Annotated in this window: 24 protein-coding genes and 1 riboswitch; of the genes, 19 read left to right on the top strand and 5 right to left on the bottom strand. The window is 61.9% G+C overall.

The genetic code is table 11. From position 1 onward, the window contains the following. The first annotated feature begins 28 nt into the window (after positions 1-28). Positions 29-1516: a hypothetical protein gene (locus tag J3349_RS09725; RefSeq protein ID WP_207677277.1), complete on the top strand. Its 1488-nt coding sequence runs from the start codon at positions 29-31 to the stop codon at positions 1514-1516. A gap of 57 nt (positions 1517-1573) precedes the next feature. On the opposite strand, the gene J3349_RS09720 is transcribed toward J3349_RS09725, so the two are convergent. Beyond that, complete coding sequence (locus tag J3349_RS09720) at positions 1574-2206, bottom strand: PAS domain-containing protein (RefSeq protein ID WP_158395418.1); 633 nt, start codon at positions 2204-2206, stop codon at positions 1574-1576. Positions 2207-2496: 290 nt separating this feature from the next. Between J3349_RS09720 and J3349_RS09715 the strand changes: the two genes are divergently transcribed. The 3 genes from J3349_RS09715 (at position 2497) to J3349_RS09705 (ending at position 5524) form a co-directional block, all read left to right on the top strand. Further along, positions 2497-2871 carry a RidA family protein gene (locus tag J3349_RS09715; RefSeq protein WP_015564491.1) on the top strand — a complete coding sequence of 125 codons (375 nt, stop codon included), beginning with the start codon at positions 2497-2499 and terminating at the stop codon, positions 2869-2871. A 37-nt stretch (positions 2872-2908) separates the two neighbouring features. Further along, the gene (locus tag J3349_RS09710; RefSeq protein ID WP_207677276.1) at positions 2909-4237 is read left to right on the top strand and encodes an L-serine ammonia-lyase, iron-sulfur-dependent, subunit alpha; all 1329 of its coding nucleotides are present in this window, start codon (positions 2909-2911) and stop codon (positions 4235-4237) included. A gap of 90 nt (positions 4238-4327) precedes the next feature. Next, the gene (locus J3349_RS09705; RefSeq protein ID WP_207677275.1) at positions 4328-5524 is read left to right on the top strand and encodes a dicarboxylate/amino acid:cation symporter; all 1197 of its coding nucleotides are present in this window, start codon (positions 4328-4330) and stop codon (positions 5522-5524) included. A gap of 129 nt (positions 5525-5653) precedes the next feature. Here the strand turns inward: J3349_RS09705 and J3349_RS09700 are convergent, their stop codons facing one another. Then, complete coding sequence (locus J3349_RS09700) at positions 5654-5983, bottom strand: helix-turn-helix transcriptional regulator (RefSeq protein WP_207677274.1); 330 nt, start codon at positions 5981-5983, stop codon at positions 5654-5656. Between the two features lie 174 nt (positions 5984-6157). On the opposite strand from J3349_RS09700, the gene J3349_RS09695 reads away from it, so the two are divergent. The 11 genes from J3349_RS09695 (at position 6158) to J3349_RS09645 (ending at position 17354) form a co-directional block, all read left to right on the top strand. Then, positions 6158-6352 (top strand): hypothetical protein, encoded by a 195-nt coding sequence (locus J3349_RS09695; RefSeq protein WP_207677273.1) that lies wholly within the window; start codon positions 6158-6160, stop codon positions 6350-6352. Positions 6353-6593: 241 nt separating this feature from the next. Continuing rightward, entirely contained in the window at positions 6594-7292 is a 699-nt protein-coding gene (locus tag J3349_RS09690) for a response regulator transcription factor (RefSeq protein WP_015564480.1), read from the top strand. Continuing rightward, on the top strand, positions 7292-8809 hold the full coding sequence (locus tag J3349_RS09685; RefSeq protein ID WP_207677272.1) for a HAMP domain-containing sensor histidine kinase: 1518 nt from the start codon (positions 7292-7294) through the stop codon (positions 8807-8809). Before J3349_RS09690 ends, J3349_RS09685 begins: the two co-directional genes overlap by 1 nt. A gap of 243 nt (positions 8810-9052) precedes the next feature. After that, positions 9053-9703: a ribulose-phosphate 3-epimerase gene (gene rpe, locus J3349_RS09680; protein WP_149794013.1), complete on the top strand. Its 651-nt coding sequence runs from the start codon at positions 9053-9055 to the stop codon at positions 9701-9703. Between the two features lie 13 nt (positions 9704-9716). Further along, positions 9717-10754 (top strand): RnfABCDGE type electron transport complex subunit D, encoded by a 1038-nt coding sequence (locus J3349_RS09675; protein WP_207677271.1) that lies wholly within the window; start codon positions 9717-9719, stop codon positions 10752-10754. Then, the gene (locus J3349_RS09670) at positions 10751-11476 is read left to right on the top strand and encodes an Rnf-Nqr domain containing protein (protein WP_207677270.1); all 726 of its coding nucleotides are present in this window, start codon (positions 10751-10753) and stop codon (positions 11474-11476) included. Before J3349_RS09675 ends, J3349_RS09670 begins: the two co-directional genes overlap by 4 nt. Next, a complete protein-coding gene (locus tag J3349_RS09665) occupies positions 11469-12080 on the top strand; it encodes an Rnf-Nqr domain containing protein (RefSeq protein WP_207677269.1) in 612 nt (203 codons plus the stop codon). Before J3349_RS09670 ends, J3349_RS09665 begins: the two co-directional genes overlap by 8 nt. Positions 12081-12104: 24 nt before the next feature. Beyond that, positions 12105-13214, top strand: coding sequence for a putative glycoside hydrolase (locus tag J3349_RS09660; protein ID WP_207677268.1), 1110 nt, complete (start codon positions 12105-12107; stop codon positions 13212-13214). Between the two features lie 49 nt (positions 13215-13263). Beyond that, positions 13264-14556 (top strand): DUF1015 domain-containing protein, encoded by a 1293-nt coding sequence (locus J3349_RS09655; RefSeq protein WP_207677267.1) that lies wholly within the window; start codon positions 13264-13266, stop codon positions 14554-14556. Positions 14557-14568: 12 nt separating this feature from the next. Next, entirely contained in the window at positions 14569-16515 is a 1947-nt protein-coding gene (locus J3349_RS09650; RefSeq protein WP_207677266.1) for a DEAD/DEAH box helicase, read from the top strand. Then, on the top strand, positions 16515-17354 hold the full coding sequence (locus J3349_RS09645) for a putative RNA methyltransferase (RefSeq protein ID WP_207677265.1): 840 nt from the start codon (positions 16515-16517) through the stop codon (positions 17352-17354). The genes J3349_RS09650 and J3349_RS09645 overlap by 1 nt, the downstream gene beginning before the upstream one ends. A gap of 73 nt (positions 17355-17427) precedes the next feature. On the opposite strand, the gene J3349_RS09640 is transcribed toward J3349_RS09645, so the two are convergent. Beyond that, a complete protein-coding gene (locus tag J3349_RS09640; RefSeq protein ID WP_242699606.1) occupies positions 17428-18090 on the bottom strand; it encodes an ECF transporter S component in 663 nt (220 codons plus the stop codon). Between the two features lie 164 nt (positions 18091-18254). On the opposite strand from J3349_RS09640, the gene J3349_RS09635 reads away from it, so the two are divergent. Then, positions 18255-19688 (top strand): PLP-dependent aminotransferase family protein, encoded by a 1434-nt coding sequence (locus J3349_RS09635; protein ID WP_207677264.1) that lies wholly within the window; start codon positions 18255-18257, stop codon positions 19686-19688. Here J3349_RS09635 and J3349_RS09630 read toward each other — a convergent pair. Further along, entirely contained in the window at positions 19595-20500 is a 906-nt protein-coding gene (locus J3349_RS09630) for a hypothetical protein (protein ID WP_207677263.1), read from the bottom strand. The genes J3349_RS09635 and J3349_RS09630 overlap by 94 nt on opposite strands. A 242-nt stretch (positions 20501-20742) precedes the next feature. Here J3349_RS09630 and J3349_RS09625 point away from each other — a divergent pair, with 242 nt between their 5' ends. Next, positions 20743-21039, top strand: a complete 297-nt coding sequence (locus J3349_RS09625; protein ID WP_207677262.1) for a hypothetical protein — start codon at positions 20743-20745, stop codon at positions 21037-21039. Positions 21040-21219: 180 nt separating this feature from the next. Continuing rightward, positions 21220-21312, top strand: a riboswitch (glycine riboswitch). Positions 21313-21429: 117 nt separating this feature from the next. Next, on the top strand, positions 21430-22947 hold the full coding sequence (locus J3349_RS09620; RefSeq protein WP_207677261.1) for a sodium:alanine symporter family protein: 1518 nt from the start codon (positions 21430-21432) through the stop codon (positions 22945-22947). A gap of 47 nt (positions 22948-22994) precedes the next feature. On the opposite strand, the gene J3349_RS09615 is transcribed toward J3349_RS09620, so the two are convergent. After that, positions 22995-24242: an aminoacetone oxidase family FAD-binding enzyme gene (locus J3349_RS09615; protein WP_207677260.1), complete on the bottom strand. Its 1248-nt coding sequence runs from the start codon at positions 24240-24242 to the stop codon at positions 22995-22997. A gap of 244 nt (positions 24243-24486) precedes the next feature. Here J3349_RS09615 and J3349_RS09610 point away from each other — a divergent pair, with 244 nt between their 5' ends. Beyond that, positions 24487-25029 carry a stage V sporulation T C-terminal domain-containing protein gene (locus J3349_RS09610; protein WP_158400354.1) on the top strand — a complete coding sequence of 181 codons (543 nt, stop codon included), beginning with the start codon at positions 24487-24489 and terminating at the stop codon, positions 25027-25029. The last annotated feature ends 56 nt before the right edge of the window (positions 25030-25085 follow it).

Genomic DNA, 25085 nt, shown 5'->3' with positions numbered 1-25085 from the left:
CAGAAGCACAGGAGAGGAATCACAAAGTATGGACAATTACAAGGCAGAAAATCAGGAGCAGGAGATCGATCTGGTCTCGCTGTTCTTTGCGGTCGCCCATAGGTACAAGCAGATGGCCGCCGCAGCGGTGATCTGCGCCGTGCTGTTCGGCGGCTTCAGCGTGGTGAAGGGAATGCTGAACCAGCGCTCCATCGACGAGGCCATCGCCAACGGCGAGGAAGTCCCCCGTACCAGCGCAGAGCAGCAGTACGAAGAGGACATGGTCGAGTACCGTGAGGCCCAGATAAAGCACGACACGGATGTCACCAGCTATAAGCAGCAGTTGAACCAGAACGAGGCGGATCAGGTGCGTGCGCAATTTGACATCGACAATGCACAGGAGTACATTGACAAATCTGTCCTGAACAGCCTTGACCCCTACAGCGTCTATACCTCGGAGACCAGCTTCTATATCACCACCGATTATAAGATCATGCCTGGTATGGACTACCAGAACCCGGACTACACCAGCGCCGTCCTCAGTGCTTACAACAGCCTGCTGACCAGCCATGAGTCCATCATCACCATTGCGGACCAGTTCAGCATGGAAGAACGCTATATGCGTGAACTTATCAGTGTTTCTGTGGACAACGATACCCGTCTGCTGACCATCACGACTTATGGTGAAGATGCTGATGAGGCGGGCCGCATCATGGATTTGATGCTCAAGCGGATGGAGGCAGTCCGCGAAAACATCGAGATGACCGTGGGCGGCCATAATACCAAGCAGGTCTCCCGCAGTGACAGCACCACTGTGCTGACCTGGCTGCGCGACAGCCAGCAGGATACCCGTGATAACATGATCAGCCTGCAGAACAATCTGACAGACCTGCAGAACAATCATGAGCTGCTGGAAAAGAGCATCGAGACTGCAGATCAGGACCTCGCCGCACAGGAAAAGCCCGAGGAGCCCAAGCAGAGCAGCGGTGCCAAGAAGTTCGTTCTTACCGGCTTCCTGCTGGGCATCGTGGCTGTGGCAGGCGTGGCAGTCGTCCGCTTCCTGATGGAGGACAAGGTCTGTGTCAGCGAGGACCTCCAGAGCAGCTGCGGCGTGGGCGTGCTGGGTACGCTGGCCAACGCAGCGTCCAAGTCCGCCAAGGGCATGGATGCCTCTCTCAACAAGATGGAGAAGCGGCCGGACGGCAGTGCCGATGCTGAGATGACCTGCCTCATCGCGGCGACCATCCGCAACCGTGTGCCGGAGGCTGAGAACATCCTGCTGACCGGCGACATCGCCGGGGATCAGCTGACGGCTCTGGGCGAGGCTCTGAAGGCTTCCGGCGAGCTGGACGGCAAGAATATCCTTGTTTCCGGCAGCATCCTGCAGTCTTCGGCAACGGTCTCTGAGGCTGCCAAAGTGGATGTCGTTGTCCTTGCAGCAGACTGCGCTGTTTCTACTCACGCTTCGCTCCGCGCACAGAAGGCAAAGCTCGAGAGCTTCGGCAAGAAGGTCCTCGGCTGCGTTCTGTACGCATAATTACCAGTATATCAAAACGAGGGATGGCTTCAGGGCCACCCCTCGTTTTTGTATGTATCAGTCTTTCAGCTTGCTCAGATAACGGTAGATGGTCGCCTCCGAGGAGCCCAGCTGTGCCGCCACCTCGCTGACCGCGCCTTTCATGTAGAAGATGCCCGCCTGCTGCAGGTCTTCCACGATGCGGATCTTCTCGTCCATCGTCAGCCGGTCGGGCGGCAGAGCGCTGCCGGTCACGTCGGTGATGGCGGCCTGCACCGCGTCGGGCAGGCTGCTGACGAAGTTTTCCACCCCAACGCTGGGGCCGGGCTCCTGATGGGCTCCGCAGAGCGACAGAAGCTCCTGCGCCATTCGGCTGTACTTGGCGGCGTCAAAGTTGATGCAGAGCATCCCGATAAGCTCGCTGCCGTCTTTGATGAACATGGTGGAGGAGCGCAGCCGCCCCTTGGCCTGCGACGCGCCCTGATAGCCTGCCACATAGGGCTGCTTTTCGTAGACTTTGCCGTGGATGAACCGCAGGGCCATATTGGACAGCGGTGCGCCCTCGGTGCGGCCGCTGATGTTGTTGTTCACGATGGCTGCGATGGTGCCTTCCTCGCTGGTCAGGTCGTGCAGCACCACTTCATAGTCCGGCCCCAGTGCCTCGCCCAGAAACGAAACGAGTGTCCGATAGGGTTCCAGCCGTGCATCCATGTATGTCACCACTTTCCACGTTGTTTCATGAGGGAAATGATAAGAATTTATTCTCATCCTGCTGCCTATATCATATCACGTTCGTGTGTTGTTGACAATGAGAAATGGAAAACTTAATGCATTTTCGTGAAAGTGCTTCAAAATATCCGCGGGATTTGTCACAAGTGATAATAATTTATCATTGAGAGAAAAAATTGTTGACTTTTGCCGCCCGCCGCGTTAGGATAGGGTCAGGACAAGGGGCATCAAGGCAAGCGATGCCCCTGCAATTCGGAAAAGGAGAGAGAATTATGAAACAGGCACTCGCCACTGCACAGGCGCCCGCCGCCATCGGGCCGTATTCGCAGGGCATCGCAGCAGGCCAGACGGTCTACGTCTCCGGCCAGCTCCCCATCGACCCCGCCACCGGGGCCATCCCCGAGGGCATCGCGGCCCAGACCGCACAGTCCCTCAAGAACATCCAGGCCATCCTTGCCGAGCAGGGCATGACCCTGGCCGATGTGGTCAAGACCACGGTCTTTCTGGCCGACATGAACGACTTTGCTGAGATGAACAAAGTCTACGGCGAATACTTCGCCCAGCCCTTCCCCGCGCGGAGCGCCGTGCAGGTGGCGAAACTGCCGAAAGGCGCACCGCTGGAGATCGAATGCATCGCCGTGAAGTAACAGAGCATCCTATAAGAGAAAGAGACGGTGCAACACTATGGAACAGAACATGTTCATTCGCATCCTGAACAGTGAGATGGAGCTGGCTACCGGCTGCACCGAGCCGGGCGCTGTGGCGCTGACTGCCGCCGAGGCGGGTCAGGCCCTGCGGAAGGCCGGTGTGGATAAGGCCGAAGAGATCACGGTCAACGCCAGCATCAACATCATCAAGAACGCCATGTCGGCGGGCATCCCCGGCACCGATTACGAGGGCATGGACTATGCCGCCGCCATCGGTGCGCTGGGCGGCGACCCGGTCTATCTGCTGGAAGTCATGAACCACGTTCCCCGCGAGACGGTGGAAGCTGCCGCCGCGCTGGTCAAAGCCGGCAAGGTCAGGGTGAATGTGGCGCAGGTGCCGCAGAAGCTTTACATCGAGGTCATTGCCAAGGGCGGCGGCCATACGGGCCATGCCATCGTCCGCGACCTGCACACCAACGTCGTGCTGGTGGAGCAGGACGGTGTGGCCACCCTCGACAAGCGGGACACGGACACCGCCGCCGCAGGCGACAGCGATGTGGTCTCCCCGGAGCAGATCGCGTCCTTCCTGACCGTCCGCTCCATCTGGGATTACTGCACCAAAGAGCTCGACCCGATGAACGACCCCATCGACATCATCCGCAGTGCCGTGAAGGTAAACTCCGTCATCAGCGATGAGGGCCTCTCGAAGGAATACGGCCTCGCCATCGGCCGCAACCTCGACCTCAACTGCCGCAAGGGCCTCATGACCCGCGATCTGACCACCAACTCCATGATAGCCGCCGCTGCGGGCGCAGACGCCCGTATGGCAGGCGCTCCAGTGTCGGTGGTGGCAAACTCCGGCAGCGGCAATCAGGGCATCACTGCGACGATGCCCGTCGTGGCTGCTGCCCACTGGCTGGACATCGACGAGCCCACCATGCTGCGTGCCGTCACCCTGTCGAACCTCATCGCCATCCGCATCAAGTCGAAGTTTGGCCGTCTGAGCAACCTGTGCGGCGCCACCGTCGCCGGTACCGGCGCGGCTTGCGGCATTACATACCTGCTGGGCGGCGGCTACCATGAGATATGCTGCGCTATCCAGAACATGGTGGGCAATGTCACCGGCATGGTGTGCGACGGCGCAAAGGCCGACTGCGCCCTGAAGATCTCCACCTGCGTCAATGCCGCCTGTCAGGCAGCGGCCATGGGTACCCGTGGCGTCCGCGTCCAGAGCACCGACGGCATCGTGGAAGAGAACGTGGAGCGCACGCTGGACAACTTCGCCATCCTCAGCACCCACGGCACCAGCGACAGCGTCATCCTCGATCTGATGCTCAACAAAGAACATGCTCCGGACGCCGAATAAGCGTCCTTGAAAAACCCTGGCAAGCCTGCATCCGCATCCTGCAAAAAACACCCTGCGCCCGAAGCGCAGGAGAATTAGGGGTAAATTATTATGAAAAAGCTATTCGATAACCTGCCGTTCCGGCTGCTTCTCGGTATCATCATCGGCGTCATCCTGGGCCAGGTCTTCCCGGAGAGCGTCATGAAGGTGGTCGTCACCTTACAGTATATCATGGGCCAGCTCATCACCTTCTGTGTGCCGCTCATCATCATCGGCTTCATCGCCCCGTCCATCACCAAGCTGGGCAAGAACGCTTCCCGCCTGCTGGGCGTGGCGATCGTGATCGCTTACGTTTCCTCTGTCTGCGCAGCCCTCATGAGCACCGGCGCAGGCTACGCCCTCATCCCGCACCTGTCCATCGACACTGAGGTGGCCGGTCTGCGGACCCTGCCCGACGTCGTGTTCGAGCTGAACATTCCCCAGATCATGAGCGTCATGAGCGCCCTCGTGCTCAGCGTTCTGGTGGGTCTGGCCGCTACCTGGACCAACAGCAAGCTCACCTGCGACTTCCTCGGCGAGTTCCAGAACATCGTGCTGGACATCGTCGGCAAGATCATCATCCCCATGCTGCCCTTCTATATCGCCGCTACCTTCTGCAACCTGAGCTATGAGGGCATGATCACCCACCAGCTGCCCGCCTTCATCCAGATCATCCTCATCGTCATGGCAGGCCACTATATCTGGCTGGCTGTCCTGTATCTGCTGGCCGGTGCATACTCCGGCAAGAACCCCTGGGAAGTCCTCCGCCACTACGGCCCCGCTTACCTGACTGCTGTCGGCACCATGTCCAGCGCCGCCACCCTGGCAGTCGCTCTGGACTGCGCCCGCAAGAGCAAGGTCCTGCGCAAGGATATGGTCAGCTTCGGCATCCCCCTGTTCGCCAACATCCACCTCTGCGGCTCTGTCCTGACTGAGGTCTTCTTCTGCATGACCATCTCCAAGATCCTCTACGGCCACCTGCCCAGCATCGGCACCATGCTCCTCTTCTGCGCCCTGCTCGGCATCTTCGCCATCGGCGCTCCCGGCGTCCCCGGCGGTACCGTCATGGCTTCTCTGGGCCTCATCACCGGCGTTCTGATGTTCGATGACGCCGGCACCGCTCTGATGCTCGCCATCTTCGCCCTGCAGGACAGCTTCGGCACTGCCTGCAACGTCACCGGCGACGGCGCTCTGACCCTGATGCTGACCGGCTACGCCGAGAAGCACGGCATCCAGAACAACGACAACATCCAGAGCCCCATCCTGTAAAGACCGCTTCAAAGGATTTGAGCGCATTTCCCTGAAAATACCAGAAACCGGGCTGCGTCCCCCATTCTGACCAGCCCGTGATATGCAAAAGGGGCCTCCTGCAAAGGAGGCCCCTTTTGGTCATTGTAGTTATAGCGATTTGCTTTTGATTTTCTTTTGATAAGAGAGGAATTGAACATATTCCTGTACTTTGTCTATGTCATCTGACGAAAAATTCGGTGGACAAAAAATTGTATGCTGGCTGCGTTCAAAAGGAAACGGCTCACGAATCAACCCGAGCAGATAATCAAGCGAGACGTTAAAAATCCGTGCGATTTTCACTTTTGTCTCATCGTCCGGCATACTTCGACCACATTCGTAGGCTGAAATCGTCAGAGGAGAAAGAGAAAGCAGCGCTGCGAGATCGGTTTGCGTCATTTTATGGTCTTTTCTTAGTTCCCTCAACAATTCTCCGAACATAAAGCTGCTCCTTTGCTAATTTGCTAAAGTATAGCCCTTATAGATAGTCAAAACGGAGAAACTGTTGCTTGTTTTATATTTTTGCTTGACAAACTATTGTATAAGTTATAGTATTTACTCAGGCACTATTGGAATTCTTATAGTGTATAATATGCTGACAGGAGGACGTTGATTATGCCGTATAGACACAAGACAGATTACGGATATGAAAACTTTGACCGTAAAACGGTAAACAGTGATGGCACGACTTTCTGGGGAATGGACCAGCCGGATGGAACAACGGTGTGGTACAATGATCACGGCGATTTAGAAACTATCACGCGTACACAAGGACCGTCGCATTTCTGGGATTTTGTGGACGATTTGTAAAAAACGAACGAGCCGTTTTGAACAATATGCGATATACCCAAGGGGCCTCCTGCAAAGGAGGCCCCTTTTGGTGTATTTATATTGCTCCCGCCCTCTTTGTCTGCCAAAGATTCAAAAATCATACAAAACCTTCTTTATTTTGTCATAACTGTCCCGTATAATAAAATATAGGTCAACATCAAAATTGCGGCCAGCGCCCGGCGGGGGCTGGCTTTGGACTGGATAGAGGAGGAACACTCACATGGCAAACGAAAAGATACTCGTTGTGGACGACGATACCAACATCTGCGAGCTGCTGCGGCTCTACCTGACCAAGGAGGGCTATCAGGTCACGACGGCCAACGACGGCGAAGAGGGCCTTGAAAAGTTCAACCAGCTCAAGCCCGACATGGTGCTGCTGGACGTCATGATGCCCAGGATGGACGGCCTCGAGGTCTGCCGCCGCATCCGCAAGCTGGGCAACACCCCGGTCATGATGCTGACGGCCAAGGGCGAGACCTTTGACAAGGTGCTGGGCCTCGAGCTGGGCGCAGACGACTACATGGTCAAGCCCTTCGACACCAAAGAGGTCGTGGCCCGCATCAAGGCGGTGCTGCGCCGCTGCACCGTCACCACGTCCCAGACCGAGAGCTCCGAGGGCGTCATCGAGTTCGACAACCTCCGCCTCGACATGAACAGCTACGAGCTGCGGGTCAAGGGCAAGGTGGTGGAAGCTCCCCCGAAGGAGCTGGAACTGCTGAACTGCCTCGCCTCTCACCCCAACCGGGTCTACACCCGTGACCAGCTGCTGGACGAGGTGTGGGGCTTCGAATACTACGGCGACAGCCGCACCATCGACGTCCATGTCAAGCGCCTGCGCGAGAAGCTGGCCGGTGCTTCCGATAAATGGGAACTGAAGACCGTCTGGGGCGTGGGCTATAAATTCGAGGTGCGTCAGTAATGCGCAAAAGTGTTTCCGTTGCGTTCTTCTCGCTTATGAGCACCCTGCTCATCTTCGGTACGGTGATCATGGGCGGCTCGGAGCTGGTGCTGTTCAGCAACTACTTCGCGCAGGAGCGGTACGACGTGCTGGACGAAGTGGTCAATGTGGCCCAGCGCACGGCGTCCCATCTGGTGCAGGAAGCTGCTCTGCCAGAGGGCGAAGAACTGGAAGCCCTGAACACCAAGCTCGAGCTCATCGGCGAGAGCGCGGAAGTGTACCTGTTCTTCACCGACTGCGACGGCAACGTGGTGCTGGCCTCAGACCCGGACGATCTGGCCGGGGATGTGGTGGAGGCGTCCGTGCTGGAAAAGTCGGCCAAGGCCAAGGAGAATTATCACGTCTTCGGCACGCTGGACGGCGTACTGACCGAGAAGAGCTACATCTCGGTGCATGAGATGCGCAGCGAGAGCGGCGAGTGTACCGGCTACCTTTTCCTCTGCTCGTCGGGCGACCGGCTGGTGGAGTTCCGCAATGAGTTCTTCTCGAACTTCTTCCTCTCGGCCTGTCTGATGCTGCTGGTGGCCAGCGTCCTCACCAAGGTGATGATGCATAAGCTCACCGACCCCATCCAGAAGGTGACGGATGCGGCCCAGCGCTTCGGCGGCGGCGACCTGTCCGTCCGGGTCGAGGGCGTGGACGGCGAAGGCGAAGTGGCCGACCTGGCCCGCACCTTCAACCAGATGGCGGACAATATCCAGTCCAACGACAACTCCCGGGGCCAGTTCATGGGCAACATCGCCCACGAGCTGCGCACCCCCATGACCACCATCAAGGGCTTCATCGACGGCATTCTGGACGGCACCATCCCGCCCGATATGCAGAACCACTACTTACAGCTGGTCAGTGAGGAGACGGGCCGTCTGGCGCGCCTCATCCAGAATATGCTGGATCTCTCGAAGCTGGAGAGCGGCGAATATCAGGTGAACGCCCGGATGTTCAACATCTGGGAGACGCTGACCGGCGTGGCCCTCTCGGCAGAGCAGCGCATCAACGACGGCATGATCGACATTGACGGCCTGACCATGGATGAGAAAGTGCTGGTCTACGCCGACCCCGACCTCATCCATCAGGTGGCCTACAATCTGCTGGACAACGCCATCAAGTTCACCCCGGCAGGCGGCACAATCCGCTTCGGGGTGGAGAGGCTGGGCCCGGAGGTGGAAGTCTCCATCTGGAACTCCGGCCAGGGCATCAGCCCCGAGGCGCTGCCCTACGTCTTCCAGCGCTTCTACAAAGAAGACCGGTCCCGGGGCCTCCACGCCCGGGGCGCAGGTCTCGGCCTCAACATCTGCAAGGTGCTGGTCAACCTCTCCGGCGGCCAGATACGGGTGGAGAGCAAGCAGGGCGAGTGGTGCAGGTTCGTCTTCACTCTGCCCGTCCAGCCCCCCAACCCCGGCGGCATGAAGCGTCTGCCCGACGAGAGCGGCCGCCCCGGTGCGGTGGAAGACCCGGCCAGTATGAAGCCGGTAGACTAACTTCACAGCGGTCAGACTGCCCCTCAAAGGAGCGGTCTGGCTGCTTTTTGCATTGTGGAAGAGGGGAGATACGCAGAACTTTACGTCTTTTCCGTGAAAAACACGGCGGCGGGTTTGATTTTTTCGCTGTTTTCATGTAAACTATAATCGACTATGCCGACTGCTCCTGTGGGAGATGCCGCAGGGACGGCGGCAGAACAAAATTACAAAAATTCTCTAAAAAATAACGGGGAGTAAAATAAAATGACAACGATCAGTCCTTCTATCCTTTCGGCTGACTTCAGCCATCTCGGCGCAGACTGCCGCATGGTGCTGGATGCCGGTGCGCAGATGCTGCATTATGACGTGATGGACGGCCACTTCGTGCCGAACATCAGCTTTGGTGTCCCGGTGCTCAAGAGCCTGCACAAGGCCCTGCCGGACGCTTTCTATGACGTCCACCTGATGATCACCCACCCCCAGCAGTATGCCGAGGCTTTTGCCAAGGCCGGTGCCAGCCTGCTCAACTTCCACCTCGAGTGCGACGACGACATCCAGGAGACCATCGACGCCATCAAGGCCCAGGGCTGCAAGGTGGGCATGACCATCAAGCCCGGCACCCCGGTGGAAGAGCTGGGCTACTACCTCGACCAGCTGGACCTCGTGCTGGTCATGAGCGTGGAGCCGGGCTTCGGCGGCCAGAAGTTCATGCCCTCGGCCCTCGACAAGCTCCGCTGGCTCAAGGCGGAAAAAGACCGCCGTGGCCTGAAATTCCTGCTGGAAGTGGACGGCGGCGTGGATGCCGCCACCGCTCCGCAGTGCGTTGCCGCCGGTGCGGACGTGCTGGTGGCAGGCAGCGCCATCTTTGGCGCCGCCGACCCCGCCGCGGCCGTCCGTGCGATGGCAGCTCTCTGAGAGGGGACTGCCCATGGATGAAGCATTGATCCGGCTGCAGGAGGAAGAACTCCAGCGCACCGGCAGATACTATAAGCACATCTGCTTTCTCTGCGTGCCGCTGCTCTGCGTCTCCTGCTACCTCTACGGCCTGCGCCCGCTGCTGCTCTGCGGCTTTGCGGTGCTGATGGGCAACCTGTGTGACCGGCTCATCTCTCTGCTGCGCCGCCGCGTCTATCAGGCCGGGGATTATTCCAACGAGAGCTTTGCCCTCGTCATCACCCTGCTGATGCCCGCGACGGTGGACTGGTACGTCCTCGCCGCCGCCATTCTGGCCGGTGCTCTCATCGGCAAAGAGGTCTTCGGCGGCTATGGCAGCTACCCCTTCCACCCCGCCGCCGTGGGCTACGCGGTGGCGGCAGTGTCCTGGCCGGAGCAGGTCTTCCGCTATCCGGCCCCATACGCCAATATCCCGCTCTGGGACGCCTCCGGCGTAGCAACATCCAGCACCATCTCGGACACCCTGCGCAGCGGCGGCCTCATCAACATCAGCGCCCTGTCGCTGGTGCTGGGCGAGTATGCTGCCCCGATGGGGACCGGTGCAGCCATCGTGCTGGTGGCCTGCGGCCTCTTCCTCTGGATGCAGAAGGATGTGCGGCTGAGCGCCTCCCTGAGCTTTCTCATCACGGCGGGCCTCATCGTCTTCTTCTTCCCGCGCCAGCTGGGTCTGACGGAGGGGACCGCCTTTACGGCGGGCCTTGTGTTCCGCCTGCGCTGTGTGCGCGACGAGATGCTGACGGGCGCGATGCTCTTCAGCGCCGTCTTCCTGCTCAATGAGCCCTACACCTGCGCCCACCACCGGCGGGGCCGTATCCTCTACGGCGTCATGGTGGGAGCCTTTACGATGGGCTTCCGCTACTTCGGCGTCTACGAGACGGGCGTCTGCTTCGCCATTCTGGCGGTCAACAGCATCTCCGGCTGGCTCGACCGCACCGAAGTCCGCCTCCATGAGCTGATAAAGAGCGGCAGATACTTCAAAGGGAAGAAGACCGGAAAGGGGGATGCGGAATGAAACGTCATGCTGCAGAACTCATCACCCGGAACCCGGAAAGATTCTTCCACCATGACCGCGTCTTTCTGAATAACCCCGTGGTCATGCAGGGCATGGGCCTTGCGCCGCTGGTCGTCCTTGCGACGAGCGGCCAGAACGCCCTGATGCTGGCCGTGGCCGTGGCGCTGCTGCTGACGCCCTCCCGGATGCTGGCCTGCCTGCTGAGCCGCCTGTTCCCCCTGCGGGAGGAGCATCCGGCCAACGCAGAGCTGGAAAAGAAGCTGCTGCCCCGCAGCATCCTCTATTCGGGCAGCGCGGCAGTGGTCTATCTGGCGGCGTACCCCATCCTGAATCGGCTGTTCGGCGTGAGCCTGCTGGTGCTGGGTATCTATCTGCCCATGCTGGTGGTGGAGCCGCTGCTGACCTATCGCTTTGGCCGCGTGCAGGAGACGATGAAAAAGGCCGTCTCCAAGGGCATCCGCATCACCATCGGCTACGGCCTGCTGCTGCTTTTACTGGGCTGTGTGCGCGAGTGGCTGAGCGCCGGCACGGTGTTCGGCCATGTGCTGAGCCGTTCCGTCCTGCCCATGGCCAGTATGCCGGCTGGCGGCTTCATCGTGCTGGGCGTGCTGTGTGCCGTCTGGCGCACGCTGGCCAAGAAGCACAAAAACTATCTGACATCAGAGGCCCGCGGCCTCATGGCGGTCTACCGCCAGAAAGAGGGGGAGCCTGAGGATGAATGATGTGATGCAGGCCGTCGGCGTATTTTTTGGCTACGCCGTGCTGGCCGTCTTTGCACAGAACGCGGTGTTCACCCGGGGCCTCGGCGTGTCCCGCCTCGTCCAGCTGGTGGGCGACGAGCGCACCAGCAGCGGGTGGTTCGCCCTGCTGCTCTGTGTCACGCAGGTGCTGGTGGCTCCGCTGGCGTTCTATGCGGGCGGCTTCATCGCCGCCCAGTCCAACCCCGCCCAGCTCCGTCCGCTGGTCTATCTGGCCTGCGTGGCGGTGGTGAGCCTGTTTGAATTTATCGTGCTCTGGGCCGCACGGGGCAAGCGCCACGGCGGCCAGCTGCTCCGCATCCTGCCGCTGGCGGCGGTCAACAGCGGCGTGCTGGGTACGGTGCTGGTGGAGCGCACCCAGAGCTTTACGCTGGAGCAGAGCATGGGCTTCGGCCTCGGCAGCGGCCTGGGCTATCTGCTGGCCGTCATGCTGGTGACGGAGGCTGACCGCCGTCTGCGCAGCGAGGCCATCCCGGAGGCGTTCCGGGGCCTGCCCATCACGCTCATCTACATCGGCGTGCTGGCGCTGGCTATCTATGGTTTTACGGGCCACTCGGTGATCCTGTGAGGAGTGCAGGAGAAAGGGACGATCATGGCAAAGTATAAAAAGGTCAAGCGGTATCACCGCAGTTTTTACAGCCCCGGCATGTGGGTGAAGAAGGCCGTCGGCATCATCGTGCTGGTGGCCGTGGTGCTGGTCGTGGGCTGGCTGGCCGCGCCCCATGTGCTGGACTGGGCCACCCACACCTGGTACACCGTGGTGCGCAACCGTGACCTCTCGGCTTCGTCTGAGACGACAGCCTCCAGTGCGGCCGCTTCGTCGGAAGTGACGGCAGAGCCTGCCGCTTCCTCGGAGGTGCGGGCGGACTCGGAGCCGGGATCGGAACCGGCTGCACCCGCAGGCGTCATCATCGAGGGCAGCTGGGGCGTTCTGGACACGGCTGCGGCAAAGGACGAAGCTTCCCTGCGTGCCGCCGCCCGGCAGCTGGCCCAGCAGGGCGCAGCCTACGCCGTCGTCACCCTGAAGGACAGTGCCGGAAACATCCTGTATCCCTCTCAGGTGGCTGCTGCGGCAGGCAGCATCGAGGGGGCGTCCCTTGACCCGGCCCTCATCGCCTCGGTGCTCAAGGAGAACGGCCTTGTGCCGGTGGCAAAGCTGGCGGCCTTCCGCGACCCCATCGCGGCCCGCACCGACCGCAATATGGCCATCGGCTACACCGGGCAGGCTTACCTCTGGCTGGATAATAAGGCGTCCGCCGGCGGCAACCCCTGGCTCAACCCCTATTCCGACGAGGCCGTCCAGTTCATCGGCGACCTCATCGGCGAGGTGCAGAGCATGGGCTTTGACCACGTGCTGCTGGAGAACGTCCAGTTCCCCTCTGCCCAGAACGGCAAGCAGGACTTCGGCTCCACCGGCGGGCGCGACCGCAGCGCCCAGCTGGCTGCGGACATCGCCGCATGGGATGCCCGCTTTGAGGGCAGCGTGACCCTGTGGTACGGTTACTCGCTGGGTCAGGTGACGGACGGCGCTTCCACCGTGGGCGGCTCCGCGACGGCACTGGGCGTCAGGAACCTCGTGGTCGAAGTCCCCGCAAAGCAGACCATGGACGACACTGCCCGCAACGAGCTGCGGGACACCCTGTCGGCTTCCGGCGTGGAGCATGCCGTGTTCTGGGACGATGCAGCGGGCATTTTCCAGTGAGAGCGCTCCATTTGCTGTTGGTGATTTATGTGAGAGGGAGGAATGTGTTATGAAAACTGCATCCTGCTTTGGTCCGGCCCACATCCTGCTGCCCGGGGAGAACATCCCTCTGGAAAAGTGGGGCTGCGTGGCCTGTGACCAGTTTACCAGCGACCGCGCCTACTGGGAGCAGGCAGACGCCGCTGTGGGCGGCTGCCCCAGCACCCTGCGGCTCATCCTGCCGGAAGTCTACCTCGAGGATGAAGACGCGGCCCAGCGGGTGGAGAACATCCACGCCGCGATGGACGAGTACAGCCGCGACGTGCTGACCCGCGCCGTGGACGGCTTTGTCTACGTCGAGCGCACCGAGCAGAGCGGCCGGGTGCGTCAGGGCCTCGTGGGCAAGATAGACCTCGAGGCTTACAGCTACGAGAAGGGCGCCCGCCCGGCCATCCGGCCCAGCGAGCGCACCGTCACTGAGCGCATCCCGCCCCGCATGGCCGTGCGCCGGGGTGCGGCGCTGGAAACGCCCCATGTCATGATGCTGGCCGACGACCCCGGCTGCACCCTCGTCGAGCCCATCGGCGCGCACAAGAGCGAGCTGAAAAAGCTGTACGAGGGCGAGCTGATGCAGGGCGGCGGCCACATTGCAGGCTGGGCCGTGGAAGATCCTGCGATGCTGGCACAGATCGATGCTGCACTGGCTGCACTGGGCAGTCAGGAGGCTTTCGACGCCAAGTATCCCCAGGCCAGGGGCGCAAAGCCCTTGACGCTGGCTGTGGGCGACGGCAACCATTCGCTGGCCGCAGCCAAAGCCTGCTGGGAGGAGCTGAAAGCCACCCTGACCCCTGAGGAGCGGGAAAGCCATCCCGCCCGCTGGTGCCTGGCTGAGGTGTGCAACGTCCATTCGCCTGCGATCGAGATCGAGCCCATTCACCGCGTCCTCTTCAATGTGGACTGCGGCGCGGTGCTGCTGGCCCTGATCTCGTGGAGCGACTCCAACATGGCCGGCATCTGCTTCGGCGACTCGAAGCAGCAGGCCTTCACGCTGGCCGGCCCCCATGTGTCCAACGTCCTCAGCTTCGAGGACCCCGTCGCCCCGCTGACCGTCGGCACGGTGGACGAATTTATCGAATACTTTATGGCCCGCCACAGCGAGGCCCGGGTGGATTACGTCCACGACGAGCCCGCCGTCCGCGCCCTGACCAGACAGGGCGGCGTGGCCTTCCTGCTGCCGCCCTTCGAGAAGAGCGATCTGTTCAAAGGCATCGTGATGGGCGGCGTGCTGCCCCGCAAGACCTTCAGCATGGGCCATGCGGAGGAAAAGCGGTATTACATCGAGTGCCGCAGAATCAAAGAATGACCAAGGAGAACCATGACTTTTAACGATTTGAAACTGTCCGCCCCCCTGCTCAAGGCTGTAAGCGAGGCAGGCTATGAGACCCCCTCGCCCATTCAGGCTTCGGCCATCCCGCCGGTGCTGGAAGGGCGCGATCTGATGGGCTGCGCCCAGACCGGCACCGGCAAGACCGCTGCCTTTGCGCTGCCCATGCTCGACCGGCTGAGCGCCGCCGCCCCCCGCAAGAAGGGCGCTGTCCGCGCCCTCATCCTCACCCCCACTCGTGAGCTGGCTCTCCAGATCGGCGAGAGCTTCGACGCCTACGGCAAGTACCTCAAACTGCGCAGCACCGTCATCTTCGGCGGCGTGGGCCAGGCCCCGCAGGTGGAGGCCATCCGAAAGGGCGTGGACATCCTCATCGCCTGCCCGGGCCGTCTGAACGACCTCATCGGACAGGGCCATATCGACCTGTCGAACCTCGAGGTCTTTGTGCTGGACGAGGCCGACCGGATGCTGGACATGGGCTTTGTGCATGACGTGAAGAAGGTCATCGCAAAGCTGCCCGCAAAGCGCCAGAACCTGATGTTCAGCGCCACCATGCCCAAAGAGATCGAGCAGCTGGCCGCAGGCATCCTGCATGACCCTGCCTTCGTGAAGGTGGACCCTGTGTCCAGCACGGTGGAGCGCATCGACCAGAGCCTGTATTTCGTCGAGAAGGGCAACAAGAAGTTCCTGCTGCCCTGGCTCATCAAGAACCTGACCCCGCCGGTGCAGAATGCGCTGGTGTTCAGCCGCACCAAGCACGGCGCGGATAAGATCGCCCGCGATCTGACCAAGCAGGGCATCACCGCCGCTGCGATCCACGGCAACAAGAGCCAGACCGCCCGTGTGGCGGCGCTGGAAGGCTTCAAGGAGGGCAAGACCAGGGTGCTGGTGGCCACAGACATCGCCGCCCGCGGCATCGACATCAGCGAGCTCTCCCATGTGTTCAACTACGACCTGCCCGAGGTGCCGGAGACCTACGTCCACCGCATCGGCCGCACCGCCCGCGCGGGCGCAGATGGCACGGCAGTGAGCTTCTGCGCACCCGAGGAGATGGAATATCTGGCCGGCATCGAAAAGCTCAACCGCCGGAAGATACCGGTGGTGTCCGGCCACCCGTGGGACGGCGTACCCGCCCCCGTAAAAGCAGCCCCGCCGGTGCGGGGCCGCAAGCCCAAGGCCGAACAGCCTGCCCCCGAAAAGGCCGAAACTCCCAAGGCGGAAAAAGCCGCCAAACCCGCTGCGCCCGAAAAAAAGAGTGCGGCCAGGCCCTCTGCGGCAAAAAAGCAGAAGGCTCCCAAAATCGAAGCAAAAGAGGAACAACTCATGGATGATAACAAGCGCACCCCCGGCGGACGCGACAACAGCCGCCGTAACAATAACAACCGCCCCCGCCGCGAAGGCAATGCCCCCGCACAGGGCGCAGGCCGCGGCAGCAACGCCCAGCCGAAGTTCGACCCCCACTTTGTGAGCGCCCCGGAGGCCACCCCGCTCCGTTCTGCCAAGAAAAACGCTGCCACCCCCGCCGTTCCGGCCCAGACCATTCCTACCGCGATGCAGAACCGCCAGCCCGCCCAGCGCAGCGAGAACAATGGCCGTAATGGTGCAGGCCGCAGCCCCCGCAATGAGCGGAACGACCGCAGCGCCCGCCCGGCTCAGCCTGCCCAGCAGAACAGCCAGCGCAATGAGAACCGCAGTGGCCGCAGCAACAACCGCAATGAGCAGAGCGGCGCAGGCCGTGCGCCCCGCGCCCCCAAGGCAGAGCAGTCCGGCCGCAATAACCGCAGCCGCAGCAATAATGTCCCGACGAAGGACGAAGACCCGGGCCTCGTGCTCATCAGCCGCCGCCCGCCGCAGCAGAAGTTCACCAGCTTTGAGGAGTATATGAACGCCCACGGCGGCGCGACGGCTCCCATCGAGGACCACAGCGAGGAAGTGTGATGGCAGAGGGATTCGCCCCGTGGTGCTGCCCGCTGTGCGGCGCACCGCTTGCCGGGGATAACGCACTGAAATGTCCCTCTGGCCACAGCTTCGACCGGGCCAAAGAGGGCTACTGGCATCTGCTGCCGGTGCAGAACACCCGTACCAAGGCCCCCGGCGACAGCAGGGAAATGGTCGCTGCCCGCCGCGCGTTCCTGAGCGCGGGCTACTACGGCATCTTCGGGCAGGCGCTGGGAGAACTCTGCCTCGAGTACGGTCAGCCGAAAGCCGGAAAGCCGCTCCGCCTGTTGGACGCAGGCTGCGGCGAGGGCTGGTATGACCGGTGCATCGCAAAACAGTTCGAAGAGGCGGGCCTCCCGCTGGAATTGGCCGGTTTTGACATCGCAAAGCCAGCCGTGCGTCTGGCTGCGAAGGCCCTGCCCTCGGCCCGGTACGCCGTGGCGTCCAGTTTCCATCAGCCGGTGCGCACAGGCTGGGCGGATGTGCTGCTCAACTGCTTCTCGCCCTTCGCGCAGGAGGAGTTTCTCCGCGTCCTGCGCCCCGGCGGACGGCTCATCTACGCCGTGCCGGGTGCAGAGCATCTCTTCCAGATGAAGGCCGTCCTCTACGAAAAGCCTTACAAGAACCCGGTGCAGGAAGTGGAGTATCCGGGCTTTGAAGCCATCGGAGAACGGGAAGTCTCCGGCAGCATCACGGTGCCTGCCGGGCAGCTGGAAGCTCTCTTCGCCATGACGCCCTACTACTGGAAAACGCCCCGGGACGGCGCAGCCCGTCTCGCGGCACTGCCGGAATTGACCACCGACATCTCGTTCCGGTTCCTCGTATTTGAAAAGAAATAAACGAAAAAGGCATCTGCTATGTGGCAGATGCCTTTTTCGCTTTATGAGTACATCAGACAGGAATGGAAGTTGGTTACTTGTCGGCCTTCTTCTCGGCCTTGGGCAGCAGGTTTGCACGCTCGAGGGCCGGGCGCAGGGCTAGGTAGAGGATGACGACGCAGACGGTGGAGGCCACGCTGTTCACGAAGGTGACGCCGCCGGTGATCTTGGTCAGAGCCTTGGCGATGGTGTACTCCTGGCCGAAGATGTAGACGTTGCGGAAGTAGCCGAGGAACGGGTCGGTGAAGACATTCAGCAGCAGGCCGGAGGCAGCTGCGACAATCACCTTGGCCAGATAGCCGGGGGCGTGCTTGTCCAGCTCACGGAGCTTGAACACCTTGTGAGCGACTGCACCGCAGGTGATGCCGATGATGAACTTCAGGACGAAGGTGGTGACGGCATAGCCCGGGTCACCGGCCAGGATGTCGGCCAGAGCCAGACCGATGGCACCGGCCAGACCGCCGGATACGCCGTCCAGCAGCAGGGCGGTCAGGGCGGTGAAGGTGTTGCCCAGATGGAACGAAGAGCCGCCGTAGAACGGCACACGGAAGAACAGGTAGGCCACGAGGCTCAGCGCGGCCATGACGCCGGTGAGCGCCAGCTCGTGGACGGTGAAGGTGCGCTTATACAGCACACTTGCAAAGACGATAACGATGACGACGACTGCCAGCAGCAGCCACATTGCAGTTGTTGACATGATTTTCCCTCCCAGTTTTACGAAATACCCACAAAACCGATTGACTTTTTTGGCTCTTGCGGGTATGCTCCTATTATACGCAAAACTGGCACTGTGCAAATACCCAGAATAAAGATTTTTTATGGGGTCAGTTTGGCGCACTGCCCGAAAAGGAGGGGCTTTTTATGGTCCATTTGACGACAGCACTGGACGCGGCGTCCGGTGTGCCGCTCTACGAACAGCTCTACCGCAGCCTCGCCGCCGAGATGCGGACGGGGGCGATTTCTGCAGGAACCCGGATGCCCGGCAAGCGGCGGCTGGCGGCAGAGCTTTCTGTCTCGGTGAACACGGTGGACGCGGCCTACCAGATGCTGGCGGCGGAGGGCTATCTGGAGGCGCGGGAGCGCAGCGGCTTTTATGTACAGGAATATCTGGCCCTGCCCGAGCGGACAGAGTCCGCCGCGCCGCCCCAGCCCGAGGCAGCGCCAGCGCCGGAGCAGCCCGTCCGCTACGACCTCTCCACCCGGGGCGTAGACCCGGAGCTGTTTCCCTTCCGCACATGGGCGCGGCTGCAAAAAGAGCTGCTCTACTCTTCGCCGGAGCTGCTGACCCACGGTGACGCGCAGGGCGACCTCTCGCTGCGGCAGGCACTGGCCGAGTACCTTGAGGAGTACCGCGGTGTGCGGTGCGGCCCGCACCAGCTCGTCGTTGGCGCGGGCCTCGAATATCTGCTGGGCCTGCTGGCACCGCTCCTGCCCGGGCCGGCGGCAGTGGAAAATCCCGGCTACCCCCGCGCCCGGCAGGTGCTGGAAAACAACGGCATCTCTTGCTGTTGTCTGCCGGTGGACGAGGACGGGCTTTCCATCCGCGCGCTGTCGGAGTCGGGGGCGGCGGTGTGCTACGTTACCCCCAGCCACCAGTTCCCCACGGGCGTCACCATGCCCGCCGGACGCCGGGCAGAACTGCTCCACTGGGCGGCACGGCGTCCCGGACAGCGGTACATCATCGAGGACGACTACGATTCTGAGTTCCGTTTCGACACCCGGCCCCTGCCCAGCCTGCAGGGGATGGCGGGGGCCGACGGGCCGGTGGTCTACCTCTCCACCTGCTCCCGCAGCCTCGCGCCCAGCATCCGCATTGCCTACATGGTGCTGCCGGAGCAGCTTCTGCCCGCATGGCATGCGAAATACGCCCTCTACTCCGGCACGGTGAGCCGTTTTGAGCAGCAGACACTGGCGCGGTTCATCACCGGCGGCTACTTCACCCGCCATCTGGCCCGGGAGCGGGTGGCCTATAAGGCCCGGCGGGACGCCCTGACAAAAGCCCTGCGGGAAGCCTTTGCGCCGGAAGAACTGCACCTCACCGGCCTGCACACCGGCCTGCACTTGCTGGCCGAACTGCGCGACCCGCCGCCGGACGATGCTCTCCGGGCCGCCGCTGAGGCCGAAGGCGTCCGGCTCAGCCTCCTGAGTGACTATGACCTCACCGGCGGCGGGACCGCTCTGGGCGGGACGCTGGTGCTGGGTTACGGCTCGCTGGCCGACGAGAGCTGTGCCTCGGTGGGTGAGACGTTGAAGAGGGCCTGCACGGCGGCACGGGAGTCGTCGGTGAGGGTGTAGCATTCGCCGTCCCACCCGCCGGGCAGGGCCTCGGTGTGGATGGCGGCAGAGCGGTCAGCGAGAAATTCCAGCGTATCTTCTAAAATGAGCAGGTCCTGCGCCGTCAAATCGGTGAGCAGGCTCGAGCTGTGGGCGCGCAGGGCGTCCGGCAGGGCAACGGGCAGAAGTTCCAGCTCCTGCCGGAAAAAGGCGTCCCACACCGCTGCCCGGGCGGCGGCTTTGTGGGCGGGCGAGACAGTGTCCTCCATCCCGTTGAGCAGTTCTTCTGCCTCCCGGGCCGAGACGGCCTGCACATTGGAACTGCACCCGGTGAGGGCCAGCTCCTCGGCGGTCAGCGCTCCCGAAAAACCCACCCGAAGCATCCCGTACCGGTCGGCGATGGCTTGCAGAACGGACGGCGCAAGGGCGAGATAGTGGGTGTCCTCGGGCAGGGAGAGAGCTGAGAGAAGTGCTTCCCGGCAGCGGGCCGGGCCGGCGGCGCGGTAGCAGTCGGAGAGGGCGGTTTCGTCCGCTCCGAAGGGTACGGTCAGCTCTCCGGGCAGAGCCAGCGCGTGGACACAGTTCTGGCTGGCATTCAGGTAGAGCAGCAGAAAGCCGGGTGCTGTCGTCTCGGTGGGAGCGATGCAGACCAGCAGACTCAGGCGGTTCTCTTCCTTCGGCTGACGGATGGCGACGCCGCTCTGAGGCCGGGAGGCCAGTCTTGTCCGCAGAGAGCGGCGGGTGAGCAGCACGGTGCCGCCCACTAGCGGCAGCAGCACCAGCAGCGCCGCCAGCAGTGCGGCCCAGAAGGGTCTCCAGCCTTTTTCTTTCATCTCCCGTTTCCTCCCTGAGAAGCCGTTTTCGTAAGTATTGCACACCGCCTGAGCGGTCTTTTTATCCGTATACTGCGTTGCTTCCCCTTGCAATCCACCAAGGATCGCTGCGGGAAATCGCCTTGTCTGCGGGTAAAAATCCTCGCCATTCGGCGAACCCCGCTCACGAAAACGGCTTCTAAAAAACTGCATAAAGCATGGCCTGATGGGGGAACCTTTATGCAGAAAAGGAGGGAAATACTATGAAATTCGATGATACCCCCAGCAGGGAAGAGCGGGAGGACTTCTGGCTCGACATCGGCCCGGCCAGTGCCTACGAGGGGCTGGACTGCTGTGAGACAGCCCGCCGCGACGGCGACGCCAGTCCGGACGGCCTTGCCCATGGTTTCGAAGGGGCCGAAAGCCCGAAAGACCTCGTGGCCCCGCCCGACGACGACCCGGACAGCGAACCGGTGCCGCATCTGCCGCCCCAGCTGAAAGCGCTGGAGTGGCTGGACACGATGGGCAGCCCCGATGATGTACCGCCCATCGACCGATAAAGGACGAAAAAAGTCACACCATAATAAAATTCACTTTCTGGTATGAAAGATGAAACTCGGGAATAAAATGCGGTAAAAGGCTTGCCAAGAAGCCGGAAATGTGATAAAGTATCTCCATTGTGTACAGTTGTGCATGTGGTGAGAACCGAATCGCAAGATGTGCCGCCCGGTGAGCCGGGTGTGCCGCACTCTGGAGAAGCCTGCAGGAGGCGGGTGCCGAAGGTGTAAGGCCGTTTGGGCCGATCTCTCAGGCAAAAGGACAGAGCAAACGTCTTTTGTGCAGGAAAGGTGTCCTGTGCGGGGTCATACGCTGAGTTTTTTGCGGGCAGAGCCTTTGGAAAAGAGGTTCTGCCCGCATTTTTGTTTGGGATGATCAGAGGGGGATTTCATATGGTGGACATCGTCACGCGCGTCAACAATGTGGTCAACGGCTTCGTCTGGGGGCCGTTCGGTCTGGCACTGCTGCTCTGCACCGGCCTGTGGCTCAGCGTCCGCACCGGCTTTTTCCAGTTCCGGCGGATGGGCTACTGGCTCAAGCATACCATCGGTGCTATTTTTACCAATAAGGACGTCACCGCCCACACCAGCAAGGAAGACATGGCCATCAGCCAGTTCCAGAGCATGTGTACGGCGCTGGCAGGCACCATCGGCACCGGCAACATCGTGGGCGTGGCCACGGCCATCGTCTCCGGCGGCCCGGGTGCCATCTTCTGGATGTGGGTCATGGCCCTGCTGGGCATGATGACCAGCTTTGCGGAAAACGTGCTGGGCGTCTACTACCGCCGCAAGAACGAAAAAGGCGAGTGGAGCGGCGGCGCGATGTATTATCTGACCGACGGTCTGGGCGCAAAGCCCGGCTGTAAGGCAGCGGGCAGGGTGCTGGCTGTCCTGTTTGCCTGCTTCTGCATCCTCGCGTCTTTCGGTATCGGCAACATGAGCCAGATAAACTCCATCGCCGGCAACATGAACGCGGCCTTCCATCTGCCGTACCTCGCCACCGGCCTTGCGCTGATGGTGGTGACGGCCCTCATCGTCATCGGCGGACTCAAGCGGGTGGCCGCTGTCACGGAAAAGCTGGTGCCGCTGATGGCACTGTTCTATGTTGCAGGTGCGCTCATCATCGTGGTCATGCACGCGGGCAATATCCCGGCGGCACTGGCGGCTATCTTCAAGGGTGCATTCAACCTCAACGCTGCAGGCGGCGGCGCGCTGGGCTACGGCATCAGCCAGACCATCACCTGGGGCTTCAAGCGCGGCGCGTTCTCCAACGAAGCCGGCCTCGGCTCTGCGGTCATGGTCAACTCGGCCTCTAACGTCAAGGAGCCGGTGCATCAGGGCATGTGGGGCGTGTTTGAGGTCTTCGCCGATACCATCGTGGTCTGCACCCTGACGGCCCTCGTCATCCTGACCACCGGCGTGGTAGACATCGAGAGCGGCGCTGTCCTCGCAGGTGTGCAGGACAATGCGCTGGTGGGCCAGGCGTTCACGGCGGCTTTCGGCAGTTTCGGCCCGAAGTTCATCGCTGTGTCCATCCTGCTGTTCGCCTACTCCACCACCCTCGGCTGGAGCCACTACGGCACCAAGGCCGTGGAGTATCTCTTCGGCACGGCGGGAAGCCGCATCTATAAGGTCGTCTTTGTCTGCATGACTGTCGTGGGCGCGACCATGAAGCTGGGCCTCGCGTGGGACCTCTCCGACACCTTCAACGGCCTGATGATGATACCGAACCTCATCGGCGTGCTGGCATTGTCCGGCACTGTGGTGGACATCACCAGGAACTACTTTGCCCGCCGCGTCCGGGGCGAGGACATCGAGCCCATGTGGTCGGCCTTTGAAGAGTATCAGAAGGAAGAAGAGGCCGAGGCTGCCGCCGAGGAGGCGGAGCTGGATAAGGCCGCAAACAAATAACACAAAAAGCAAGCCCCCGGAAGACGACCTTCCGGGGGCTTGCTGGTTTACTTCTTCTTTTTGCGAAGCTTTGCCGCCGCCCGCCCGGCGATGATGCCGCTGCCGAAGGCCCAGTGGAGGTTGTAGCCGCCGCAGCTGCCGGCGCAGTCCAGCGTCTCGCCCACGAAGTAGAGTCCCGGACAGCCCTTGAACTGGAAATCGTCCTCTACCTCGTCCAGAAGCAGGCCGCCGCCGGTGGTCTGAGCCTGCTTCCAGCCGCAGGGCGTCAAGCCCTCGAACCGCCAGCACTTGGCCGTGGCGGCGAGTTTCGGCCACGCGGAGGCGGGCAGGGCGCGGGCGTTTTCAGGTAAACCGGCATCGGCCCAGAGGGCACGGCCCAGCTTTGCGGGCAGCAAGCCCAGCCAGAACTCTGCCGCCTCGCTGCCCAGTAGTCCGACCCGCTGGGCGAACAGCGCGGCCAGCTCGGTTTCACTCAGAGCAGGGAAGAGGTCGAGGGCCGCGACAGGCCGCTTCGGCCCGCGCCCCGGGGCCAACAGACCCGAAAGCTGCATGATGCAGATGCCCGAAAGCCCGTACTCGGTGAACTGCACCTCGCCCGTTTCCCGGGCAAGCACGCGGCCATCTGCGCCGTCCAGCAGGCTGGCGCAGCCCTTGGCCCGGATGCCGGCCAGCGACTTGCGGGGATGAGCACACTGCAGGGCTGTCAGGCAGGGATAGAGGGGGGCCATCCGTCCGCCGCACTGGGCGGCGAACCGGGTGCCGAAGCCATCGGTGCCGAACTGAGGGCCGGCATCACCGCCCATGGCGCAGATGACGGCGTCGGCCCGCAGGGTCTCGCGGCCTGCCTCTGTCTCGATTTGGACGGCATAGCCGCCCCGGCTTTGGCTCAGGTTCTGGACGGTGCAGCCGGTGCGCACCTCGACGCCCAGTCTCGACAGATGGTGCTCCAGCAGGGCCAGTACGTCCGCTGCCTGATTGGAATACGGGTACACCCGCCCGGCCTCGTCGGTGCGGGGGTAGAGGCCGAGGCTCTCGAACCACGCCAGCGGCGCAGCCTCGTCCACGGCGCTCAGCAGGCGGCGCAGGGCCTTGGGGCTGCTGGTGAAGTACCGCTCCGGCGTGATGTCACGGTTGTCGAGATTGCAGCGCCCGTTGCCGGTGGCCAGAAGCTTTTTGCCCACCTTCACGTTTTTGTCCAGCACGGTGATGTGTGCGCGGCCCTCTGCGGTCTGTGCTGCCGCCAGCGCAGCGGCCAGACCGGCTGCGCCGCCGCCCAAAATCAAAATCTGCTGCATCCTCTGCCCATCCTTTCTATCGCAATTTTCAAAAATAGTGCCTATCAAAATAGCATATTTGCGATATGCAGTTTGCGGATGTTGCTTGTGCATTAAAAACGCAAACTGCTATAAATATAAGCTCATTGTATCATAGCCGCCCCTGTTTGGCAAACACAGGGCGGGCAGGTGTATATTTCCCTGCCGCTTCCACATAATAACTACACAGCATGGGAAAATGCAGAATGGGAAGGATGGTACACAGATGAAAGCAACCGGAATCGTCCGCCGCATCGATGAGCTGGGCCGGGTGGTCATCCCGAAGGAGATACGCCGCACCCAGCGTATCCGCCGCGGTGACCCCCTCGAGATCTTCACCACCGGCGACGGCGAGGTCATTTTTAAGAAGTATTCCCCGGTGGGGGAGCTGCAGGGGGTGGCGGTGCAGTACGCCGAGGTACTGAGCCGAAGCTTCGCCCTGACGGCCTTCGTGGCTGACCGTGACCGCATCCTCGCCGCAGCCGGGTCGGGGAGGCGCGACCTTGCCGACCGCAGCGTCAGCCAGCCGCTGGAAAAGGTGATGGAGTCCCGCAAGCCCTACCTCAGCGAGGGTGACCCCGAGCATGTCCTGCTGCCCTGCGAGGGTTCGCTGCGGCCATTGCTTTGCGCGTGGCCCATCATCGCGGCAGGGGATGTCACCGGGGCCGTGGGTCTGCTGGCCGAGGACCGCACCCAGCAGCCCGACCCTGCCCAGCAGAAGGCTGTGGCTGTGGCGGCAGCGTTCCTGGCAAAGCAGATGGAAGAGTGAACATTATTATAATAGAGGGAGCGTCTGCGTTTCTGGCAGGCGCTCCCTTTTTTGTT

Origin of the sequence: Faecalibacterium sp. Marseille-P9590 (genome assembly GCF_017377665.1) — a bacterium.
In the GTDB taxonomy this organism is placed as follows: domain Bacteria; phylum Bacillota; class Clostridia; order Oscillospirales; family Ruminococcaceae; genus Faecalibacterium.
The sequence above is the reverse complement of the archived record's forward strand: the minus strand, read 5'-3'. Positions and strand labels throughout refer to the sequence as shown.

Bases quoted from the DNA above. Each gene is read 5' to 3' on its own strand.
- J3349_RS09675 (WP_207677271.1), top strand. From the start codon at position 9,717: ATGGATGAAGCATTGATCCGGCTGCAGGAGGAAGAACTCCAGCGCACC.
- J3349_RS09635 (WP_207677264.1), top strand. From the start codon at position 18,255: ATGGTCCATTTGACGACAGCACTGGACGCGGCGTCCGGTGTGCCGCTC.
- J3349_RS09660 (WP_207677268.1), top strand. From the start codon at position 12,105: ATGGCAAAGTATAAAAAGGTCAAGCGGTATCACCGCAGTTTTTACAGC.
- rpe (WP_149794013.1), top strand. From the start codon at position 9,053: ATGACAACGATCAGTCCTTCTATCCTTTCGGCTGACTTCAGCCATCTC.
- J3349_RS09720 (WP_158395418.1), bottom strand. From the start codon at position 2,206: ATGGATGCACGGCTGGAACCCTATCGGACACTCGTTTCGTTTCTGGGC.
- J3349_RS09620 (WP_207677261.1), top strand. From the start codon at position 21,430: ATGGTGGACATCGTCACGCGCGTCAACAATGTGGTCAACGGCTTCGTC.
- J3349_RS09610 (WP_158400354.1), top strand. From the start codon at position 24,487: ATGAAAGCAACCGGAATCGTCCGCCGCATCGATGAGCTGGGCCGGGTG.
- J3349_RS09645 (WP_207677265.1), top strand. From the start codon at position 16,515: ATGGCAGAGGGATTCGCCCCGTGGTGCTGCCCGCTGTGCGGCGCACCG.
- J3349_RS09630 (WP_207677263.1), bottom strand. From the start codon at position 20,500: ATGAAAGAAAAAGGCTGGAGACCCTTCTGGGCCGCACTGCTGGCGGCG.
- J3349_RS09625 (WP_207677262.1), top strand. From the start codon at position 20,743: ATGAAATTCGATGATACCCCCAGCAGGGAAGAGCGGGAGGACTTCTGG.
- J3349_RS09655 (WP_207677267.1), top strand. From the start codon at position 13,264: ATGAAAACTGCATCCTGCTTTGGTCCGGCCCACATCCTGCTGCCCGGG.
- J3349_RS09665 (WP_207677269.1), top strand. From the start codon at position 11,469: ATGAATGATGTGATGCAGGCCGTCGGCGTATTTTTTGGCTACGCCGTG.
- J3349_RS09710 (WP_207677276.1), top strand. From the start codon at position 2,909: ATGGAACAGAACATGTTCATTCGCATCCTGAACAGTGAGATGGAGCTG.
- J3349_RS09715 (WP_015564491.1), top strand. From the start codon at position 2,497: ATGAAACAGGCACTCGCCACTGCACAGGCGCCCGCCGCCATCGGGCCG.
- J3349_RS09685 (WP_207677272.1), top strand. From the start codon at position 7,292: ATGCGCAAAAGTGTTTCCGTTGCGTTCTTCTCGCTTATGAGCACCCTG.
- J3349_RS09640 (WP_242699606.1), bottom strand. From the start codon at position 18,090: ATGTCAACAACTGCAATGTGGCTGCTGCTGGCAGTCGTCGTCATCGTT.
- J3349_RS09700 (WP_207677274.1), bottom strand. From the start codon at position 5,983: ATGTTCGGAGAATTGTTGAGGGAACTAAGAAAAGACCATAAAATGACG.
- J3349_RS09725 (WP_207677277.1), top strand. From the start codon at position 29: ATGGACAATTACAAGGCAGAAAATCAGGAGCAGGAGATCGATCTGGTC.
- J3349_RS09670 (WP_207677270.1), top strand. From the start codon at position 10,751: ATGAAACGTCATGCTGCAGAACTCATCACCCGGAACCCGGAAAGATTC.
- J3349_RS09690 (WP_015564480.1), top strand. From the start codon at position 6,594: ATGGCAAACGAAAAGATACTCGTTGTGGACGACGATACCAACATCTGC.
- J3349_RS09615 (WP_207677260.1), bottom strand. From the start codon at position 24,242: ATGCAGCAGATTTTGATTTTGGGCGGCGGCGCAGCCGGTCTGGCCGCT.
- J3349_RS09695 (WP_207677273.1), top strand. From the start codon at position 6,158: ATGCCGTATAGACACAAGACAGATTACGGATATGAAAACTTTGACCGT.
- J3349_RS09705 (WP_207677275.1), top strand. From the start codon at position 4,328: ATGAAAAAGCTATTCGATAACCTGCCGTTCCGGCTGCTTCTCGGTATC.
- J3349_RS09650 (WP_207677266.1), top strand. From the start codon at position 14,569: ATGACTTTTAACGATTTGAAACTGTCCGCCCCCCTGCTCAAGGCTGTA.